This is a genomic window from Massilia frigida, from assembly GCF_011682175.1.
GTDB lineage: Bacteria > Pseudomonadota > Gammaproteobacteria > Burkholderiales > Burkholderiaceae_D > Telluria_A > Telluria_A frigida.
In genome coordinates, this window is sequence record NZ_WHJG01000005.1 from 169,333 (window position 1) to 189,615 (window position 20,283).

Annotated in this window: 14 protein-coding genes; 12 read left to right on the top strand and 2 right to left on the bottom strand. The window is 64.4% G+C overall.

The features are described 5' to 3' along the window. Positions 1-39 precede the first annotated feature (39 nt). The gene (locus F2P44_RS07390) at positions 40-525 is read right to left on the bottom strand and encodes an SRPBCC family protein (RefSeq protein ID WP_167086062.1); all 486 of its coding nucleotides are present in this window, start codon (positions 523-525) and stop codon (positions 40-42) included. 144 nt (positions 526-669) lie between these two features. Between F2P44_RS07390 and F2P44_RS07395 the strand changes: the two genes are divergently transcribed. Then, entirely contained in the window at positions 670-1,206 is a 537-nt protein-coding gene (locus F2P44_RS07395; protein WP_167086063.1) for a DUF1003 domain-containing protein, read from the top strand. Here the strand turns inward: F2P44_RS07395 and F2P44_RS07400 are convergent. After that, the gene (locus F2P44_RS07400; protein ID WP_167086064.1) at positions 1,203-2,123 is read right to left on the bottom strand and encodes a LysR family transcriptional regulator; all 921 of its coding nucleotides are present in this window, start codon (positions 2,121-2,123) and stop codon (positions 1,203-1,205) included. The two genes, F2P44_RS07395 and F2P44_RS07400, sit on opposite strands and share 4 nt — an antisense overlap. Before the next feature lie 100 nt (positions 2,124-2,223). Here F2P44_RS07400 and F2P44_RS07405 point away from each other — a divergent pair, with 100 nt between their 5' ends. The 11 genes from F2P44_RS07405 (at position 2,224) to F2P44_RS07455 (ending at position 20,278) form a co-directional block, all read left to right on the top strand. Next, positions 2,224-3,216 carry a zinc-binding alcohol dehydrogenase family protein gene (locus F2P44_RS07405; RefSeq protein ID WP_167086065.1) on the top strand — a complete coding sequence of 331 codons (993 nt, stop codon included), beginning with the start codon at positions 2,224-2,226 and terminating at the stop codon, positions 3,214-3,216. A 96-nt stretch (positions 3,217-3,312) separates the two neighbouring features. Beyond that, positions 3,313-5,373: a UvrD-helicase domain-containing protein gene (locus tag F2P44_RS07410; RefSeq protein ID WP_167086066.1), complete on the top strand. Its 2,061-nt coding sequence runs from the start codon at positions 3,313-3,315 to the stop codon at positions 5,371-5,373. Positions 5,374-5,461: 88 nt separating this feature from the next. Next, positions 5,462-5,935: a cache domain-containing protein gene (locus F2P44_RS07415; protein ID WP_229423431.1), complete on the top strand. Its 474-nt coding sequence runs from the start codon at positions 5,462-5,464 to the stop codon at positions 5,933-5,935. A gap of 165 nt (positions 5,936-6,100) precedes the next feature. Then, positions 6,101-8,548 carry an Ig-like domain-containing protein gene (locus F2P44_RS07420; RefSeq protein ID WP_167086067.1) on the top strand — a complete coding sequence of 816 codons (2,448 nt, stop codon included), beginning with the start codon at positions 6,101-6,103 and terminating at the stop codon, positions 8,546-8,548. Between the two features lie 263 nt (positions 8,549-8,811). Continuing rightward, complete coding sequence (locus F2P44_RS07425) at positions 8,812-11,367, top strand: Ig-like domain-containing protein (RefSeq protein ID WP_167086068.1); 2,556 nt, start codon at positions 8,812-8,814, stop codon at positions 11,365-11,367. A 240-nt stretch (positions 11,368-11,607) separates the two neighbouring features. Then, positions 11,608-13,242 carry a DUF4214 domain-containing protein gene (locus F2P44_RS07430; protein ID WP_167086069.1) on the top strand — a complete coding sequence of 545 codons (1,635 nt, stop codon included), beginning with the start codon at positions 11,608-11,610 and terminating at the stop codon, positions 13,240-13,242. A 46-nt stretch (positions 13,243-13,288) separates the two neighbouring features. Further along, positions 13,289-14,158: a DUF4214 domain-containing protein gene (locus F2P44_RS07435; protein WP_167086070.1), complete on the top strand. Its 870-nt coding sequence runs from the start codon at positions 13,289-13,291 to the stop codon at positions 14,156-14,158. Positions 14,159-14,186: 28 nt separating this feature from the next. After that, entirely contained in the window at positions 14,187-14,390 is a 204-nt protein-coding gene (locus F2P44_RS07440) for a SlyX family protein (RefSeq protein WP_167086071.1), read from the top strand. Between the two features lie 145 nt (positions 14,391-14,535). Then, positions 14,536-16,671 carry a M3 family metallopeptidase gene (locus F2P44_RS07445; RefSeq protein ID WP_229423432.1) on the top strand — a complete coding sequence of 712 codons (2,136 nt, stop codon included), beginning with the start codon at positions 14,536-14,538 and terminating at the stop codon, positions 16,669-16,671. A 117-nt stretch (positions 16,672-16,788) separates the two neighbouring features. Next, on the top strand, positions 16,789-18,918 hold the full coding sequence (locus F2P44_RS07450) for a M3 family metallopeptidase (RefSeq protein ID WP_167086072.1): 2,130 nt from the start codon (positions 16,789-16,791) through the stop codon (positions 18,916-18,918). Between the two features lie 124 nt (positions 18,919-19,042). After that, positions 19,043-20,278: a hypothetical protein gene (locus tag F2P44_RS07455; RefSeq protein ID WP_167086073.1), complete on the top strand. Its 1,236-nt coding sequence runs from the start codon at positions 19,043-19,045 to the stop codon at positions 20,276-20,278. Positions 20,279-20,283: the final 5 nt, after the last annotated feature.

The window sequence follows — 20,283 nt, forward strand, 5'->3', positions numbered from 1 at the left end:
GACCCCGGTGAAGACATGTTTCGGTGGCGCCGGCCTGGCTTAGTTCAGGTAACTGGCGTCGAGCCGCCCCGCGCCCGCCATCTCGCGCACGATGCGGATCGTGTCGATATCGGCTTCCTGGTAGGCCGACTTCTTGTATTCGTCGTACATGGCATTGGCCTTGTCGGTCTCGGCATCGTGCCCGTCGTCGTACTTGAAGCGCACGAACATGGTGTGCTCGGCCGGCGTCTCAATCGTCACGGTCAGGCTCGACGCGGCAATCTCGCCCTGCTCGGGCACCTCGTAGCGTACCTCTTGCAGCGGCGTGAGCAGCACGCGGTCGATCACCACCAGTTCGCCGAAGCGCCGGCTGCGGCGGAAGCTGCCGCTGTCGCGCTCGTCGATCGTGCACTCGTCCAAATGCGGCACGAACAGCATGGGCATTTCCGCGCACAGCACCAGCCCGCGCCACAGCTGCTCGCGCGTGAGGGTGTCGATCAGCGGATTCAGGGGATCGTTAATTTCAATCAGATGTTCAAATTTCATGGTGCTTTAACTCGTCGGTGAAGGGCATTGCAGCCCGGATACCGGGATGGTAACGCAAGCGATCTGTGCGCGCTGGAAAGTGACTTGCGGATACACTGCTTATCGAGCAGACAATCCGTCCGCACCACCAGTGAAGAACACAGCATGAGGACCACCCGCAAGGACTATCTGGCGCACATCGAAGCGCTGCAAAAACGCAGCGACGATACCGTGGCCAAGCACATCGCCGAACGGCGCGCACTGACCCCCAGCCAACCCGATCCGGAGGACGACGCCACCTTCGGCCAGCGCGCGGCCGACGCCGTGGCGCGCTTCGGTGGTTCCTGGACCTTCATCATGCTGTTCGCGCTGGTGCTGGTGTCCTGGGTGGTGCTCAATTCCTTCCTGCTCACGCGCGGCGGCGCCAAGCCGTTCGACCCTTTCCCCTACATCCTGCTGAACCTGTTCCTGTCGATGCTGGCCTCGATCCAGGCGCCGGTGATCCTGATGTCGCAGAACCGCCAGGGCGAAATCGACCGCCTGAACGCCCAGAACGATTACGAGATCAACCTCAAGGCCGAGCTGGAAATCATCGCCCTGCACGAAAAAATGGATGCCTTCAAGCTGCAGCTGGTCGAGATGCAGCATGAACAGCTGCGCCTGCTCAACGCCCTGTGCCAGGACAACAAGGTCACCACTTAATTGCCTATCCCCGGCAAGCCCTCGTCCCAGTACGGGGCGGGGCCGAAGCGTGCGGCGAAATAATCGATGAAGGCTTGCGTCTTGGGCGGCAGGAAATTGCGGTTCAGGTACTGGGCCGACACCACCGAATTCAAGGCCATCGGATACGCCGCCAGCAGCGGTACCAGCGCGCCACTCTTGAGCTGCTGGTACACCGCCCAGGTCGATTGCAGCGCGATCCCCAGCCCGGCCAGGGCAGCGTCGCGCATCGCTTCGCCGTTATCGCTGCGCATCCTTCCTCCCACCCGCACGCTGATCAGGCTACCGTCGGCATCCCTGAAATTCCATGGATTGACCCCTTCCAGCACCAGGCACTGGTGATCGGCCAGTTCCTGCGGGCGCTGCGGCGTGCCGTGCCGCGCCAGGTAGGCGGGCGAGGCCACCAGCAGCAGGCGGCTGGGCGCCAGCACGCGCGCGATCAGGGCCGAATCGTGCAGCGGTCCGTTGCGGATGGTGACGTCGATGCCGTTGGCGGCCAGGTCGATCACCCGGTCCGACAGGCGCAGGTCGAGCTGCAGGCCGGGATAGCGTTCCATGAAGGCGGGCAGCCACGGCATCAGGTGCAGGCGTCCGAACGAGACCGAGGCCGCCACCCGCAATAAACCCTGCGGCTCGCGCCCGGCCCCGACCGAGGCGCGCGCCTGCTCGGCGGCGTCGAGCAGGGCCACGGCGCGTTCGAGGAAGGTTTCGCCATCCTGGGTCAGGGCGATCTGGCGCGTGGTGCGGTGCAGCAGGCGCGCGCCGAGCTGGCGTTCCAGCTGGGCCATGCGTGCGCTGGAGGCCGCTGGCGACAGGCTGAACTCGCGCCCCGCAGCGGACAGGTTGCGGGTGGCGCAGACCCGCACGAATAGCGCCACATCGGTCAGGTCGAGGTTCATTGTTCTGTTTTGGTGAAGAGATATTCAATCATTATGCCAATTATCAATCGAATCGGCACGGTCTACACTGGCTCATCTGTCAACCAAACAAGGAAACAACATGAAAGCCATTGCCGTCATTAACGGAAACCTGCACGACGTCGAATTGCCTGTGCCACAGCCGCAAGGGCGCGACCTGGTGGTGAAAGTGGAGGCAATTTCGGTCAATCCGGTCGACTTCAAGCAACGCAAGGCGGCCGCTCACGATGGCGAACCGCGCCTGGTCGGCTGGGACGTGGCCGGTACCGTCAGCGCCGTCGGCCCGCAGGCGACCCTGTTCAAGGTGGGCGATGCGGTGTATTACGCCGGCAGCGTGGTGCGTCCGGGCGCCAACAGCGAGTTTCATGCGGTCGACGAGCGCATCGTGGGGCGCAAGCCGGCCAGCCTGAGTGTGGAGCACGCCGCCGCGCTGCCGCTGACCAGCATCACCGCGTGGGAAGCGCTGTTCGAGCGCCTGGGCGTGTCGCGCAGCGGGGCGGACGAGGGCAAGTCGGTGCTGATCATCGGCGGCGCGGGCGGGGTGGGGTCGATCGCGATCCAGCTGGCCAAGAAACTGGCCAAGCTGAACGTGATTGCAACGGCCTCGCGCCGGGCGTCGGAACAGTGGTGCAGGGCGCTCGGGGCCGACCATGTGATCGATCACCTGGGCGACATGCCGGCCCAGCTGGCCGCGCTGGGGCTGGCGGAAGTGGATTACATCTTGTGCCTGAACGATATCGACGCGCACTTTGCGGCGATGGCGGCGGCGATCGCGCCGCAGGGCAAGATCTGCGCAATCGTGCGCAATGAGCGGCCACTGCCGATGGACCTGGTGTTCGCCAAGAGCGTGACGGTGGTGTTCGAGATGATGTTCACCCGTTCGATGTTCGGCACGGCCGACATGATCGAGCAGCACAAGCTGCTCAATGAAGTGGCGGCGCTGGTCGACGCGGGCGTGCTGACCACCACGGTGGGGGAAAACGGCGGCAGGATCGACCCGGCCAACCTGACACGCGCCCACGCGGCGCTGGAGGCGGGCAGGACGATCGGGAAGATTGTGTTGTCGGGGTTTTAAGCCGTAGCGTCCCCCCGTCGTTCCCGCCTGCGCGGGAACGACAGATGAGGCGTACGTTACAATGGCCGGTCGTCCCCCACCAGATTGCCCCGCCCGATGTCCTCCACCCCCAATTTCGGCCTGAACGTTCCCCAGAGCGAAGCGGTCATGTATCTTGACGGCCCTTGCCTGGTGCTGGCCGGTGCCGGCTCGGGCAAGACGCGCGTGATCACCCAGAAAATCGCGCACCTGATCGAAGACCGCGGCTACGATCCGCGCACCATCGCGGCCCTGACCTTCACCAACAAGGCGGCGCTGGAAATGCAGGAGCGCATCGCCAAGCTGCTCAAGCAGCCGCGCCAGGCCAAGCAGCTCACCGTCTCCACCTTCCACTCGCTCGGCGTGAAAATCCTGCGCCAGGAAGCGGCCGGCGTGGGTCTGAAAGACCGTTTTTCCATCATGGACAGCGACGATTGCTTCGGCCTGGTCCAGGATTTGGCCATCACCACCGACAAGCAACTGATCCGCAGCATCCAGAATTCCATCTCCCTGTGGAAAAACGCCCTGATCGATCCCGAAGACGCGGTCAAGCACGCCAAGGATGAAGACGAAGCCCAGGCCGCGCGCGTGTTCCGCAGCTACGTGGCCACGCTCGCGGCCTACCAGGCGGTCGATTTCGATGACCTGATCCGCCTGCCGGTGGAACTGTTCCGCAACAACGATCCGATCCGCGACAAGTGGCAGCGCCGCCTGCGCTATCTGCTCATGGACGAGTATCAGGATACCAACACCTGCCAGTACGAACTGGTCAAGCTGCTGGTCACGGGCATCGGCAAGAAACCCATGTTCACCGCCGTCGGCGACGACGACCAGGCCATCTACGCCTGGCGCGGCGCCTCGGTGGAAAACCTGAAAACCCTGGGCGACGATTTTCCCGACTTGCGCGTCATCAAGCTGGAACAGAATTACCGCTCCACCACCCGCATCTTGCAGGCGGCCAACGCGGTCATCTCGAACAATCCCAAGCTGTTCGAAAAAGCCCTGTGGTCCGAACACGGCCTGGGCGAGCCGATCACGGTGCTCGGCATGCAGACCGACGACCAGGAAGCCGAGCAGGTGGCGATCATGATTTCGTCCGACCGCTTCCAGCGCAAGAACAAGTGGTCCGATTACGCCATCCTGTACCGCGGCAACCACCAGGCGCGCGTGATCGAGCAATGCCTGCGCAAGGAACGCATTCCGTACACGATTTCCGGCGGCCAGAGTTTTTTCGACAAGGCCGAAATCAAGGACATCATCAGTTACCTGCGCCTGATCGCCAACGAGGGCGACGATCCCGCCTTCATCCGCGCCGTCACCACGCCCAAGCGCGGGGTCGGCATGGCCACCCTGGAAGTGCTGGGCGCGTTTTCCAAGCAGTGGAATTGCTCGCTGTTCGAGGCCACCTTCAAGGGCGGCATCGAAGCCAAGCTGCCGGACCGCCAGCTGTTGCCGCTGCGCGCATTTTGCAACTTCATCAACCAGCTCGAAGCGCGCGCCAGCCGCCCCGGCCCGTCCGGCAGCGGCGAGAACGCGGCCGCCGTGCTGGACGACATGATGAAGGAAATCGCTTACGAGAGTTATCTGTACGACACCTTTGACGACCGCGCCGCGCAAAGCAAGTGGCTCAATGTGCTCGAATTTACCAACTGGCTCAAGGAACGCGGCTGCGGCGGCAAGGATAAATCCGGCGAGGAAAAAAACCTGCTGGAACTGACCCAGATGGTGGCCTTGATGTCCATGTTGGAAGGCAAGGACGAGGAGCCGGACGCGGTGCGCATGTCGACCCTGCACGCCTCCAAGGGATTGGAGTTTCCGCACGTCTTCCTGGTCGGCGTGGAAGAGGGCATCTTGCCGCACAAGGGCGACCCGGACGCGTCGGTGGAAACCATCGGCGCGCGCATCCAGGAAGAACGGCGCCTGATGTACGTGGGCATCACGCGCGCCCAGCGCACCTTGTATATCACTTGGTGCAAGAAACGCAAGCGTGCCGGCGAGCAAGTTCATTGCGATGTGTCGCGCTTCATCAAGGAGATGGCGCTCGACGTCGGCACCGCCGCACCGACCGAGGCGGAAACGGTCTCTCCCAAGGATCGCCTGGCCAGCCTGAAAGCCTTGCTTGCAACACCGAAAACATAGCGCGTAGTGTCATGCTCGGCAACGCTGAACATGCGCGCTAGCATGTTTCGACGCGGCGCCGTGGCGCACTTTGCCGAGGGGGAATTTCATGTCGACATTCACTACCGCACCGCGCAGCGCCACCGTCGCCGCCATGCTGGCCTGGACCATGGCCGCGCCCGCCATCGCCGACGAGTTTGCCACCAGGCCGGAAGCCGAAGCCATGGTCAAGAAGACCATTGCGTACATGAAGGCCAACGGCAAGGACAAGACCTACACCGAGATCAACCGCAAGGATGGGCCCTTCACCAGCCGCGACCTGTACATGGTGGCCTACGGCTTCGATGGCGTGGTGCTCGCGCACGGCGCCAATCAAAAAATGCTGGGCAAGAATTTGATGGAGTTGAAGGATATCGACGGCAAGGCGTTCGTGCGCGAACGGGTCGAGATGGCGAAAAAGAATCCTTCTTTTTGGCAAGAATATAAGTTCACCAATCCGCCCAGCGGGAAGATTGAACCGAAGGCAATGTATTGCCAGCCAAGCGACGATGTGATCGTCTGCGGTGGTGTTTATTTGCGATAAATTGTGCGCACGATTCAGATTTTGTTTGACGGCAACTTCCGACTTTGAAATACTGAATTCACGGCCGGGCACAAGCGCGGCCACCTTCCAAATCCGCCTGCCCGCCAGCCTGGCCTGCTTGCGCGTCGTTTGGATTCCCTTCACTTCCAATGACGAGCACACAGCATGGCGACCGTATCCGACATCACCGTAACCCCCACCTCCGGCCTGACCCACATCGATGCCCTGCTCGATACGGGGCCTGACTGGAATTACCTGACGCCCGCCGGCAACACCATCCTGTACACCTTCTCTGTCGCGTCCGGCAATGAAGCAAGCCAGGGCGGCCAGACTGCCTTTTCCGCTTCCCAGCAAGCCAACGCGCGCACCGCGTTCGCGGCCCTGGCGGCGCTGACCGGCATCACCTTCACCGAAACGGCCAACGGCACGGCGGCCGATGTGCACCTGGCGGCGGTGAATATCAGCGGCAATAATGTGAGCGGCCTGTGCAGCTGGAATTCGAGCTACGGCTACTCCGGCAGCACCTTGACCAGCTACGATGCGCAAGCCTATGTCTATCTCGACAACGTCGAGTTCTCCGCCGAGAATGCCAACCTGACGCCCGGCGGTGGCGGTTACCAGACCCTGCTGCATGAACTGGGCCACATGCTGGGCCTGAAGCATCCTTTCGAGGGCAGCGCCACCTTGCCCACCGGCGACGACAACACCAGCAATACGCTGATGTCGTACACCGGCCAGGGCGGCCCGTATTCCAACTTCAGCCCGTACGACGTCGCGGCCCTGAACTGGCTGTACGGCGGCGACGGCTTGGGCGGCGCGCTCGGCATCAATTCGACCGGCGGCGGCCGCTATCTCACCGGCACCAGTTTCGCCGACACCATGACCGGCGCCAGTGGCAACGACCGCTTCGAAGGCGTTGGCGGCGACGATGTGCTCAACGGCGGCAACGGCACCGATACCGCCGTGTTCCGCGGCAATTACGCGTCCTACACCGTCACCGACCTGGGCGGCGGCAGCGTGCGCGTCATCGGCGCCGACGGCAGCGATACCCTGACCTCGGTCGAAGTGCTGAAATTCGACGACCAGAGCGTGCAGGCGTTCACCCCGCCGCCGGCCGACACCACCGCGCCGGCCGCGCCGACGGTGAGCCTGGTCAAGAATGCGAATGGGTATGTGGCCGGCGACAAGCCGCTGGTCAGCGGCAGCGCCGAAGCCAATGCCACGGTCAAGGTGTACAGCGGCGCCACCCTGGTCGCCACCACCACCGCCAGCGCCAACGGCACGTATTCGGTCGCCACCTCGGCCCTGGCCGACGCCGTCAACCTGTCCCTGACGGCGCGTGCCACCGATGCCGCCAACAATGTCTCGGCCCCGAGCGCCGCGCTGCTGTTCAGCGTCGACACGCATGCGCCGGTGGCGCCGACCGCCGGCGTGGTGGTCGGCGCCAGCGGCTCGGCCCTGTTCAGCGGCACCGGCGAAGCCGGCAGCACGATCCGCCTGACCAATGCCAGCGCCATCATCGCCCAGGCCACGGTCGCATCGGACGGCCACTGGAGCGTGGCTTCCGCCGTGCTGGGCAGCGGCAGCTACGACGTGAGCGTGAGTTCGCTCGACAAGGCCGACAACAACACCACCGCCACCAGCCACCTGCTGTTTTCGGTCGGGGTGGCGGGCGCGCTCAGCGGCACTTCCGGCAACGATGTGCTGCTGCCGACGGCCGGCAACAACGTCATCGATGGCGGCGCCGGCACCGACACGGTCAACTACGGCGGCGTGCGCGGCAACTACGACGTGGTGCGCGACAACAGCGGTTTCGTGGTCACCGCCCACAGCGGCACCGACGGCACGGACTTGCTGCGCAATGTCGAGTCGATCAAGTTCAGCGACACCACCCTCAAGCTGGAATACGACGACGTGGTGCAGGCGCTGTACGTGGCCTATTTCGGGCGCGCGGCCGATTCGGGCGGCCTGTCGGCCTTCCAGAGCCAGCTGGGCGGCCTGCATGCACCGCTGACGTTCTCGGCCGTCACCGCCGCGTATGCCACCGATAGCGGGCTGCACAGCCTGATCGACAGCTTCGGTTCCAGCCCGGAATCGGCCGCCTTGTACCCGGGCGCCACCAGCGCCTTCGTCACGGCCGTATTCCAGAACATCTTCGGACGCGCCCCGGCCGCCAACGGCCTGTCGTTCTGGACCAATGCGATCGACAATGCCGGCTTGTCGCGCGCCAATGCCTCGCTCTCGATCATGGCCGGCGCGCTGGAAAACACCAGTACCCAGGGCGTGCTCGACGCCAAGCTGGTCAACAACAAGATCACCATCGCGTCGGATTTCACCCTGGCCATCGACAATCCCGCCGAACTGAACGGCTATGTCGGCATCAATGCCGCCGCCACCGTGCGCAGCATGCTCGCCAGCGTCACGGCGAACACCGATATCGCGGCCTTCCAGGCCACCATCGCCAGCACCCTGGCGACCCTGACCGGCATCGGCGGGCAGACCGGGAGCGGGATGATGCAGCACGACAGCGTGGACAGCGGCGCCGGCCCGGCCGACACCCTGGTCGCCCTGGTTGGCGTGCAGCATGGCGGCCTGATCGACGCGGTACTGTAAAGCACGGCCGCTTCGCGGCTGCGTCACCACGGGCGCCTTACCCCTTGCCGGGTAAGGCGCCCGTTTTTTTGTGCTTGCCCGGGAAATAGGGAAACTGACATGCCAAATTTGAAATATATTTGACGTCAATACCCAAGTTTGGAATACTGCGGCGCTTGTCGAGCAAAACGCGGCAACATTCCAGCGCTGTCTGCCAGTTGCATTACATTGATCATCGGGCATCGTTTGGAAACATTTCTAATTCCAAACATGAGCATACCCGCATGGCAATCATCTCCGATCTCGACACCCCCCTCTCCGGCCTGAACCACATTGACTCCCTGCTCAGTAGTGGACCCGCCTGGAACTTTGTGACGCCCGCCGCCAACACCATCTTCTACACGTTTTCGATTGCTTCACACAACGAGCGCGGCAACGACGCGGCGCTAGGACTGACGGCATTCAGCGCAGGCCAGCAAGCCGGCACGCGGGCGGCGATGGCGACGCTGAGCGCGATCACCGGGATCGTGTTCGCCGAAACGGCCAATGGCGCCGCTGCCAACGTCCATCTGTGCTCGAAGGACATGGGCGGGAACACGGCGGGCCTGTGCAGCTGGAAGTCCGGTTATTCCAACTCGGGCGAGACGCTGCTCAGCTTCTACGCGGGGGCGTATGTGTATCTGGACGATAGCGCCGCTGCCGACCCCGGGAACGCCACCCTGGCGCCCGGCTCGGGCGGCCTGGAGATCCTGCTGCACGAACTGGGCCATATGCTGGGCTTGAAGCACCCGTTCGATGGCGGCATCAGGCTGCCGGGCGGCGACGACAACACCAGCAATACGCTGATGTCGTACACCGGCAAGGGCGGTCCGTATGCCAACTTCAGCCAGTACGATATCGCGGCCCTGAACTGGCTGTATGGCGGCGACGGCCTGCGCGGCGCGCTCGGCATCAACTCGACCGGGGGCGGGCGCTTCATCACCGGCACCAATCGCGCCGACAGCCTGACCGGCAGCGCCGCCGCCGACCGCCTCGAAGGCGATGGCGGCGACGATGTGCTCAACGGCGGCGCCGGTACCGATACCGCCGTGTTTCGCGGCAAGTACGCGGCCTACACGGTCACCGACCTGGGCGGTGGCAAGGTGCGCGTCAGCGGCGCCGACGGCACCGATACCCTGAGCTCTGTCGAAGTGCTCAAGTTCGACGACCGTAGCGTGCAGGCAAGCCAGGTGGTGGCCCCGCCGGTGGTGACGCCGCCGGTGGTGACCCCGCCCGTGGTGACCCCGCCGGTGGTCGCGCCGCCGGTGGTGGCTCCGCCCGTCGTCACCCCGCCGGTGGCCGACACCGGCGCGCCGGCCGCGCCCACGCTCACCGTCAGCAAGAACCCGAACGGCTACGTGGCCGGCGACAAGCCGCTGGTCAGCGGCAGCGCCGAAGCCAACGCCACGGTCAAGGTGTACAGCGGCGCCACCCTGGTCGCCAGCACCACCGCCGGCGCCAATGGCGCCTGGTCGGTCGCCACCTCGGCCCTGGCCGACGGCGTCAACCTGTCCCTGACCGCGCGCGCCACCGATGCGGCCAACAATGTCTCGGCCCCGAGCGCCGCGCTGGTGTTCAGCGTCGACACGCATGCACCGGTGGCGCCGACCGCCGGCGTGGTGGTCCCGGCCAGCCGCGCCGTCATGTTCAGCGGCACCGGCGAAGCGGGCAGCACGATCCGCCTGAGCAATGCCGGCGAGCTCATCGGCGAAGGCACGGTCGCTGCCGACGGCAAGTGGAGCCTGGGCGGCAGCGTCCTGGCCAACGGCAACTACGACGTGACCGTGAGCTCGGTCGACAAGGCCGGCAACACCAGCATCGCCCCCAAGCACTTGCAGTTTGCGCTCGGCACGGTGGCGGCGATCGCGGTCACCGGCACCGCGGGCGACGATTCGCTGTTGTCCACGCCGGGCAACAATGTCATCGATGGCGGCAGCGGCACCGACACGGCCAGCTACCCTGGCCTGCGCGGCAACTATGAGGTGGTGCGCGACAGCAGCGGTTTCGTAGTCACCGGCAAGAGCGGCGCCGACGGCATGGACTTGCTGCGCAATATAGAGTCGATCAAGTTCGGCGACACCACCCTCCAGCTCGAATACGACGACGTGGTGCAGGCGCTGTACCTGGCCTATTTCGGGCGCGCGGCCGATGCCGGCGGCCTGGCAGCCTTCCAGAGCCAGCTGGGCGGCCTGCACGCGCCGCTGACGTTTTCGGCCGTCACCGCCGCCTACGCCACGGATGCCGGACTGCACAGCCTGATCGACAGCTTCGGCGCCAGCGCCGAATCGGCCGCCCTGTACCCGGGCGCCACCAGCGCCTTCGTCAAGGCCGTGTTCCAGAACGTGCTGGGGCGCGCCCCGGCCGCCGCCGGCCTGTCGTTCTGGACCAATGCGATCGACCACGATGGCTTGTCGCGCGCCAATGCCTCGCTCTCGATCATGGCCGGGGCGCTGGAAAACACCAGCACCCAGGGTTTGCTCGACGCCAAATTGGTGAACAACAAGATCACCATCGCCTCGGACTTCACCCTGGCCATCGACCAGCCCGTCGAAATGACGTCTTACGCCGGCGCGAATGCCGCCGCCACCGTGCGCGCCATGCTGGCCAGCGTCACGGCCAGCACCGATATCGCGGCCTTCCAGGCCACCATCGCCAGCACGCTCGCATCGCTGGCCAACGCCGCCCAGACCGGATCGGCGAAGATGGAACTCGATAGCGCGCCGGCCGAGGCCGGGCTGCCCGAGGTCGCGCTGGCCCTGGTCGGCGTGCAGCATGGCGGCCTGATCGACGCGCTACTGTAACGCGCGCCATTTCCCGGCACCGCCACCACGGGTGCCTTACCCCTTGCCGGGTAAGGCGCCCGTTTTTTGTGGTTTATTGGCAAACTATCCTGCCTGATTTGTAACTGCGTTTGACGTAAATACTTGCCTTTGAGATACTTGCGGTAATTGCCGGTAAGATTATCGGCCTGCTTCCCGCCAGAGCGCCCTGCGCTCGCCGCACGCAATCCGGCCAATTCACCCCCTTTCCTGAGTATCCGCATGACCATCGTTACCGATATCGAAATCGTCCGCCAATCCGGCTTCAACAACATCGACGCCCTGCTCAGCTCGGGGCCAGGCTGGAACTTTCTGGGCACCGGCACGCGCTCGCTGAGCTACACCTTTTCCGTGAGCAGCGGCAATGAAGCGTCGCGCGGCGGGCAGGCCGCGTTTTCAATGGCCCAGCAAATGGCGACGCGCACGGCGCTGTCGTATATCACCGCGCTGACCGGGATCGGGTTTACCGAAACGACCGACGGCAGCCGCGCCCAGATCCACATGGCCGCGATCGATATCGCCGACACCGATACCACCGGCCTGTGCAGCTGGATGACGAGCTACACCCCGCCCAGCTTCGGCACCACGGTGCGCGATTTCACCGCCAAGGCCTATGTCTACCTCGACAATGTGGAATTCCGCGCCGAAAACGCCGACCTGCGCCCGGGCGGCGCCGGCTACGAAACCCTGCTGCACGAACTGGGCCACATGCTGGGCCTGAAGCATCCCTTCGACGGCGACAAGAAGCTGCCCTATGACGATGACCACACCGCCAACACCCTGATGTCCTACGATCCGGTGGGCGGCCCCTACCAGACCTACAGCCCCTACGATATCGCCGCGCTCAACTGGCTGTACGGGCGCGACGGCCTGGGCGGAACCTATGGCGTGGGCGCCAGCACGCCTTACTACACCGGGCGCGACATCGCCGAGCGCCTCACCGGCACGTATATCGGTGAAGTGATCGAAGGGGCGGGCGGCGACGACGACATCGATGGCGGCGCCGGCATCGACATGGCGTACTACGTCGGCCCGCGCGCCAATTACGACGTGACCCGCATCGCGGCCGGCTATGTGGTGTCCGACCACGCCGGCGACGAAGGCTATGACCTGCTGACCAATATCGAAACCTTGCACTTCTCTAACGGCACCGTGTCGCTCGACTACGAGGCGGTCGTGCAAGCCCTGTACGTGGGTTATTTCGGGCGCGCCGCCGACTACAACGGCATGCAGAGCTTCCAGAGCCAGCTGGCCGCCCTGGGCGCGCCGCGCGACATGAGTGCGCTGGCGGCGGCCTACACCAAGGATGCCGGCCTGCATGCGCTGATCGACAGTTTCGCCGGCAGCGCCGAATCGGCCGCCCTGTATCCGGGCGATACCGCCGCGTTTGTGAAAGGCATCTTCCAGAACGTGTTCGGACGCGCCCCGGCCGCCGCCGGCCTCGGCTTCTGGACCGATGCGATCGACCACCAGGGCTTGTCCAAGGCGAATGCCTCGCTGTCGATCATGTCCGGCGCGCTCGCCAACAAGACCAGCCAGGGCTTGCTCGACGCTAAGCTGATCAACAACAAGCTGGCCGTGGCCTCGGGTTTCACCCTGTCCATCGATACCGCGGCCGAGGTCTCCGGTTACGGCACCAAGGCGGCGGCCGCCTCGGTGCGCGCGATGCTCGACGCGGTCACCGCCAGCACCGACCTGAGCGCCTACCAGAGCACCATCAAGGCCACCCTGGGCGCCATGAGCGGCGCGCCGCGTACCACCGGCGACCTGCCCGACGCCCTGCATGACGACCTGCCGCTCACCCACGCCGACCTGGTTGGCGTCGGTTTCCAGAACTGGGAGCCGACGCTGGTATAGTTAACCCGGGCGTCAAGATGGCGCGTGAACAGCGAAGGAATGGATCATGCTGGTTGATATCAACGGCGGCAGCGGCGTCGACACGGTCGGTTTTGCCGGCTTGCGGGCCGATTACAACATCACCACCGGCGCCGGCGGCTACGCCGTGCTGCCCAAGAGCGGCGCCATCGGCGGCTTGCAGCTGCTGTCCAATGTCGAGCGCTTCAAGTTCAGCGACAGCACCGTCAACGTCGAATACGACGCGGTCGTGCAAGCCCTGTACGTGGCCTATTTCGGGCGCGCCGCCGACTATGCCGGCATGCAGAGCTTCCAGGACCAGCTGGCCAAACTGGGCGCGCCGCACGATATCGCCGGCATCAGCGCCGCCTACGCCACCAATCCCGGCTTGCACAAGCTGATCGACAGTTTCAGCGCCAGCCCCGAATCGGATACGCTGTATCCGGACGGCACCGCCGAGTTTGTGAGCGCCGTGTTCAAGAACGTGCTCGGCCGCAGCCCGGCCGAGGCCGGCCTGGCGTTCTGGAGCGAGGCCATCGACAGTGGCGCGCTCTCGCGCGCGAATGCCGCCATGTCGATCATGTCCGGCGCGCTCGGCAACCTCACGCCGCAGGGCTTGCTCGACGCCCAGCGCATCGGCAATACGCTGGCGGTGGCGTCCGACTTCACCCTGGCGATCGACCGCCCGTCCGAAATCGCCGGCTACGGCACTTCCCTGGCCGCCTCGATGGTGCGCACCATGCTGGCCACGGTGACCGCCGCCAGCGATGTCGAGGCGTTTCACGCGGTGATCAAGACCATGCTGGCGGTGATGTCGGGCGAATTGCACAGCACGCTGGACGGGCCCGCATCGCCCGACGCGCCGCCGCCGCTGGCGCTGGTGGGGGTACCGCCGGCCTGGGAGCACGGACTGGCATAATGGCGGCTTTGCCCCCAAGGACGCCGCCGTGAGCCAGGAAGACCGTTTTGTCGATATCGAGATCAAGCTCGCGCACCAGGAAGACCTGGTCGAATCCCTGAACCAGATGGTGTACCAGCAGGGCCGCCGCATCGACCAGCTCGACGCGATGGTGGCCAAGCTGGCTGAACACATCCGCAACAATGCCCAGTCGGGGCCGAATCCGGTCAACGACCGTCCGCCGCACTACTAGGCTTGGCGCGTCCATACCTGTGCCCATACCGGCATATGCATACATCTTCACGGATGACAGGCGTGTGAGCATGCTGCTATGATCGTGCGCTCATGCGCTGCCGGCTATCCGTCGGCAGCTTCCATTAGCGCTCGTGAAAGATGCCATGACCCGTCCCCACATGCTTATCGTCGCCGCCAGCCTGGCGCTGGCCACCACCGCCTTTGCCGCCCCAGCCGCTCCCGCTGGCGCACTGGCCGCATCGAATCCGTTTGCCGAGCCCAGCACCTTGCCGTTCCAGTACCCGGCTTTCGACAAGATCAAGGATAATCATTTCCGCCCTGCCTACGAGGCCGGCATGCGCGCGCAGTTGCGCGAGATCGATGCCATCGCCAACCATGCCGAGGCAGCGAGCTTCGAGAACACCGTGGTGGCGATGGAGCGTTCGGGCCAGTTGCTGACGCGCGTGGCCACCGTCTTCGCCGCCCTGCAGGGCGCCAACACCAATCCGACGCTGGACGCCATCGACAGCGCCATGTCGCCGAAAATGGCCGCGCATAACGACGCGATCTTCCTCAACGCCAAGCTGTACCAGCGCGTCAAGGCGCTGTACGACAAGCGCGCCGAGCTGGGCCTCGATGCGGAATCGGCCTACCTGCTGGAGCGCTATCACAAGGATTTCGTGCGCGCCGGCGCCCAGTTGTCGACGGCCGACAAGAACAAGCTGAAAAAATTCAACGGCGAAATCGCCAGCCTGCAGACCAAATTCACCCAGAACCTGCTGGGGGAAATCAACGCCTCGGCGCTGGTGGTCGATACCCGTGAGGAACTGGCCGGCATGAGCGATGCGCAAATCAGCGCGGCCGCCGATGCGGCCACGAAGCGCAAGCTGAAAGGCAAGTTCCTGGTCGCGCTGGTCAACACCAGCGGCCAGCCGCCGCTGGCGGTGCTGACCAACCGCGCGGTGCGCGAGCGCCTGATGGCCGCGTCGCTGGCGCGTGGCAGCCATGGCGGCAAATTCGACAACCGCCAGGTGGTGGTCAAGCTGGCCCGGCTGCGCGCCGAACGCGCCGCCCTGCTCGGCTACCCGACCTACGCCGACTATTCGCTGGAAGACCAGACCGCCAAGACGACCGGCGTGGTCAACACCTTGCTGGCCGAACTGGCCAAGCCTGCCGTGAACAATGCGCGCAAGGAAGCGGACGATATCCAGAAAGTCATCGATGCGGAAAAAGGCGGTGTCAAGGTCGGCGCAGCCGACTGGGCCATGTACAGCGACAAGGTGCGGGCCCAGCGCTTCAATTTCGACGAGAAACAGCTCAAGCCGTATTTCGAGCTCGACAACGTGCTGGTCAACGGCGTGTTCTTCGCCGCCGGCAAGCTGTACGGCCTGACCTTCAAGGAACGCAAGGACTTGCCGGTGTATAACCCGGACGTGCGCGTGTTCGACGTGTTCGATGCCGACGGCAAGCAGCTGGCCATCTTCCTGGCCGATATGTACGCGCGCAGCAACAAGCAGGGTGGCGCATGGATGAATGCCTATGTGCCGCAGTCGGGCCTGTTGGGCACGCATCCGGTGATTGCCAACCACCTCAATATTCCCAAGCCGCCAGCCGGCGAGCCGACCTTGCTGACGGTCGATGAAGTCAAGACCGCCTTCCACGAATTCGGCCACGCGCTGCACGGCATGTTCTCGAACGTGAAATATCCGCGTTTCTCCGGTACCAACGTGCCGAGCGACTTCGTCGAGTACCCTTCGCAAGTGAACGAGATGTGGATGATCGACCCGGAAGTGCTGGCCAACTACGCCAAGCACTACAAGACCGGCGAAGCGATGCCCAAGGAATTGCTGGGCAAGTTCATCGAAGCGAAGAAATTCAACCAGGGTTTCCTGACCACCGAATACCTGGCGGCCTCGCTGGTGGACCAGCGCTGGCATCAGTTGAGCGCGGCGCAGGTTCCGACCGACGTGCTCGGCTTTGAAGCGGCCGCGCTGAAAGACGCCGGTGTCGATTTCGGGCCGGTGCCGCCGCGCTACCGCACCACCTACTTCTCGCATAGTTTCTCGGGCGGTTACTCGGCCGGCTACTACTCCTACCTGTGGAGCGAAAAGCTGGATGCCGACACGGTTGAATGGTTCAAGGAAAATGGCGGCTTGCTGCGCAAGAATGGCGACCATTTCCGCAACACCTTGCTCTCGCGCGGCGGCACGGTCGACGCACTCGACCTGTTCCGTCATTTCCGCGGCCGCGATCCGAAGATCGAGCCCTTGCTGAACCGCCGCGGCCTGACCGTCAACTAAGACCAGGCCGCGCTGGCCAAGCCAGTGCCATCACCGTCACACCGTCGTTCCGCGCCGCCCTGGCGCCGGAACGACGGCGCCGCACCATCCGTTCCCCTCCTCGATTTGCACAACACCATGAACCGTCCCCAACTGATGATCATCGCGGCCAGCCTGGCCGTGTCCAGCTCCGCCTTCACCGCGCCGGCCAGCGCCGCGCTGGCTGCGTCCAACCCGTTCGCCAAAGCCAGCAGCTTGCCCTTCAACTATCCGGTCTTCGACAAGATCCGGATCGAGCATTTCGTCCCGGCCTTTGCCGAAGGCATGCGCCGCGAGGCCGCCGAGGTCAATGCCATCGCCAATAACCGCAAGCCGGCCACGTTCGAGAACACCATCGTGGCGATGGAGCGTTCCGGCACGCTGCTCGACCGCGTCAGCGGGGCCTTCTCCATTTTAGGGGCCGGCAACAGCAACGACGCGATCAAGGCCCTTGAGCTCACCCTGGCGCCGAAGGCGGCGGCGCACCGCGACGCCATCAGCCTGAACCAGAAACTGTTCGAGCGCATCGAAACGCTGTACGCCAAGCGCGACAAGCTCGGGCTCGACGCCGAAGCGGCGTTCCTGCTGGAGCGCTATCACAAGGATTTCATCCGTGCCGGCGCCAGGCTGAACGCGGCCGACAAGCGCAAGCTCAAGGCCTACAACGCCGAACTGGCGACCTTGCAAGCCACCTTCAGCCAGAACGTGCAGGGCGAGGCCAAGGCTGCCGCGCTGGTGGTCGACAGCCGCGCGGAACTCGATGGCATGCCGGAAGCGGCCATCGATGCGGCGGCCGCGAATGCCAGCCAGAACGGCCTGGAAGGCAAGTTCATGCTCGCGGTGACCAACACCACGGGCCAGGCCGCCATGGCGGTGCTGACCAACCGCGCCGTGCGCCAGCGCCTGCAGGAAGCGTCCATGGGGCGCGGCAGCCACGGCGGCAAGTTCGATAATACCGGCGTGGTGCTGCGCCTGGCCACACTGCGCGCCGAGCGCGCCGCCCTGCTCGGCTATCCGAACCATGCCGCCTACGTGCTGGACGACCAGACCGCGAAAGATACCGGCAGCGTCAACAAGCTGCTGGCCGAGCTGGTCAAGCCGGCGGTGGCCAATGCGCGCAAGGAAGCGGCCGACATCCAGGCCATGATCGACGCCGGCAAGGGCGGCTTCCAGCTGGCCGCCCACGACTGGGCCTTCTACAGCGACAAGGTACGCGCGCAGCGCTTCAATTTCGACCAGAGCCAGCTGCGTCCGTATTTTGAACTGAACAATGTGCTCACCAACGGCGTGTTCTATGCCGCCGGCCAGCTGTATGGCCTCACCTTCAAGGAGCGCAAGGACTTGCCGGTGTACGACCCCGACATGCGTGTGTTCGACGTGATCGATGCCGATGGCAAGCCGCTGGCGATCTTCGTGGCCGATCTGTACGCGCGTGCGAACAAGCGCGGCGGCGCCTGGGCCAATGCCTACGTGCCGCAGTCGCACCTGATGGGCACGCGCCCGGTCATCGGCAACCACCTGAACATCCCCAAACCGGCCGCGGGCGAACCGACCCTGCTGACTTACGACGAACTGCGCACCCTGTTCCACGAATTCGGCCACGCGCTGCACAGCATGTTTTCGGACGTGAGCTATCCGCGCTTTGCCGGCACCGCCGTGCCGCGCGACTACGTTGAATTCCCGTCGCAGGTCAACGAAATGTGGTCGCTCTGGCCCGAAGTGCTCGGCAACTACGCCAAGCACTACAAGACCGGCGAGCCGATGCCCAAGGAATTGCTCGACAAGGTGATCGGGTCGAAGCAGTTCAACGAAGGCTACCGCACCACCGAGAACCTGGCCTCGTCCATTCTCGACCAGCGCTGGCACCAGCTGGACGCGGCCCACATCCCGACCGACGTGCTGGCCTTTGAAGCGGCCGCGATGAAGGACGCCGGCGTCGACTTCGCGCCGGTGCCCCCACGCTACCGCTCCACCTACTTCTCGCACGTGTTCTCGGGCGGTTATTCGGCCGGGTATTACGGTTACCTGTGGAGTGAAAAGCTGGACGCCGATACCGTCGAATGGTTCAAGGAAAACGGCGGCTTGTCGCGCAAGAATGGCGATCACTTCCGCAAGACGCTGCTGTCGAAAGGCGGCACGCTCGATGCCATGCAGATGTACCGCAACTTCCGCGGCCGCGATGCGACCATCGAACCGCTGCTGGAACGGCGCGGACTGAACGCCAGGTAAGCCTGGCTGGACTTCTCTAGAATGCCGTTCGCCCAGGACGGCATTTTTTTCATCCCCGGCACTTTGGCGGCCGCATGCGGCGATGCGCGATAATGGTGGCACCGATTTCCTCCAAGGAGCCAGATTGACCGATATCGCGGTATTGTCAAAACACCTGCAACAGCGCCTGCAAGCGGCCTTGACACCGGACGAGCGCCTGGTCTGGGTCGGCCAGCCGATTGCCCAGCACTATATGAAGCGGGAGGCATACCAGGTCCGTGTGGTGTTTGCAGCGATGGTGGTCTGCGGGCTGCTGTGGATTGTCGGCGGCCTCGCCCGTACGCTCATCTTGTACGGCCTCGACTTCGATTTCCTGCCGCTGATCGGCGTGCCGTTCCTGCTGATTGGCGTGCGTGGATTGCGCTCGCCCTCCGATCTCAAGGAACAGGCGCGCTTCGTGGTGTACGCCATCACCAGCGAGCGCGTCATCCTGTTGGGCGGCGACGATCCCGAAAAGATCAGGTTGTATCGCCCCGCGCAGCTGCAGCAAATCGAACGCACCGAGCATGCCGGCGGCTGGGGCGACCTGATACTGGAAACCGAACACGAATACGACGGTGACAGCTATACGACGAACCGCTACGGCATGCTCGGCATTGCCGGGGTGCGGCGCGTGCATGGACTCATCGCGGCGCTGGCGAAGACGCTGCCGCTCGCGCCCAACACGCCGCATGCCAGCTTCCAGCAGTGCCTCATCACGCCGGACATCGGGCCCTTGCCGGACAAGCTGCGCCAGGCGCTGCGCGCGGAAATGGCGCCGGACGAACGGCTGGTCTGGGCCGCGCAGCCCATCCCTAACAGTTATCTGAAAAGAGGTCTGGCGGAGCAATCCTTTTTTATCGTGTGGACGCTCTTTAGCCTGGTTCTCACCGGGTTTCTGGCCCCGGCAATGTGGGCAAGCAATCGGCCGGGAGACATCGCCCCATTGATGATGCTGTGCGTGCCGTTGATGTTTCTATCGATTGGTATTTACCACCTGTATCAGCCGTTCAAGATGCGCAAGGCTGCGCTCAGCGTGGTGCATGCCATTACCACCGGACGGGCCCTGACGATCGACGCCAGCGGTCCGCTCGTCACGCGTACCTACGCACCGGCCGGCCTGGTGCATGCCGACTGCATCGGCGGGCGCGACGACAGCGGCGACCTCCTGTTGGAAGCCGCATCGGAGGTGATGTCCAGGAGCGGGAACACTTTGCAGCGTTATGGTTTTTTGGGCATCGACGAGGTGCGCCATGTCGAGCGCCTCATCGGCCACCTGAAGCAAGCGCCGGTACGCCCCAGCTTCCTTGATAAAAATTGGTATAGCGACCATGCTCTATAATCAGG

Bases quoted from the DNA above. Each gene is read 5' to 3' on its own strand.
- F2P44_RS07435 (WP_167086070.1), top strand. From the start codon at position 13,289: ATGCTGGTTGATATCAACGGCGGCAGCGGCGTCGACACGGTCGGTTTT.
- F2P44_RS07390 (WP_167086062.1), bottom strand. From the start codon at position 525: ATGAAATTTGAACATCTGATTGAAATTAACGATCCCCTGAATCCGCTG.
- F2P44_RS07405 (WP_167086065.1), top strand. From the start codon at position 2,224: ATGAAAGCCATTGCCGTCATTAACGGAAACCTGCACGACGTCGAATTG.
- F2P44_RS07415 (WP_229423431.1), top strand. From the start codon at position 5,462: ATGTCGACATTCACTACCGCACCGCGCAGCGCCACCGTCGCCGCCATG.
- F2P44_RS07420 (WP_167086067.1), top strand. From the start codon at position 6,101: ATGGCGACCGTATCCGACATCACCGTAACCCCCACCTCCGGCCTGACC.
- F2P44_RS07430 (WP_167086069.1), top strand. From the start codon at position 11,608: ATGACCATCGTTACCGATATCGAAATCGTCCGCCAATCCGGCTTCAAC.
- F2P44_RS07395 (WP_167086063.1), top strand. From the start codon at position 670: ATGAGGACCACCCGCAAGGACTATCTGGCGCACATCGAAGCGCTGCAA.
- F2P44_RS07445 (WP_229423432.1), top strand. From the start codon at position 14,536: ATGACCCGTCCCCACATGCTTATCGTCGCCGCCAGCCTGGCGCTGGCC.
- F2P44_RS07410 (WP_167086066.1), top strand. From the start codon at position 3,313: ATGTCCTCCACCCCCAATTTCGGCCTGAACGTTCCCCAGAGCGAAGCG.
- F2P44_RS07425 (WP_167086068.1), top strand. From the start codon at position 8,812: ATGGCAATCATCTCCGATCTCGACACCCCCCTCTCCGGCCTGAACCAC.
- F2P44_RS07450 (WP_167086072.1), top strand. From the start codon at position 16,789: ATGAACCGTCCCCAACTGATGATCATCGCGGCCAGCCTGGCCGTGTCC.
- F2P44_RS07400 (WP_167086064.1), bottom strand. From the start codon at position 2,123: ATGAACCTCGACCTGACCGATGTGGCGCTATTCGTGCGGGTCTGCGCC.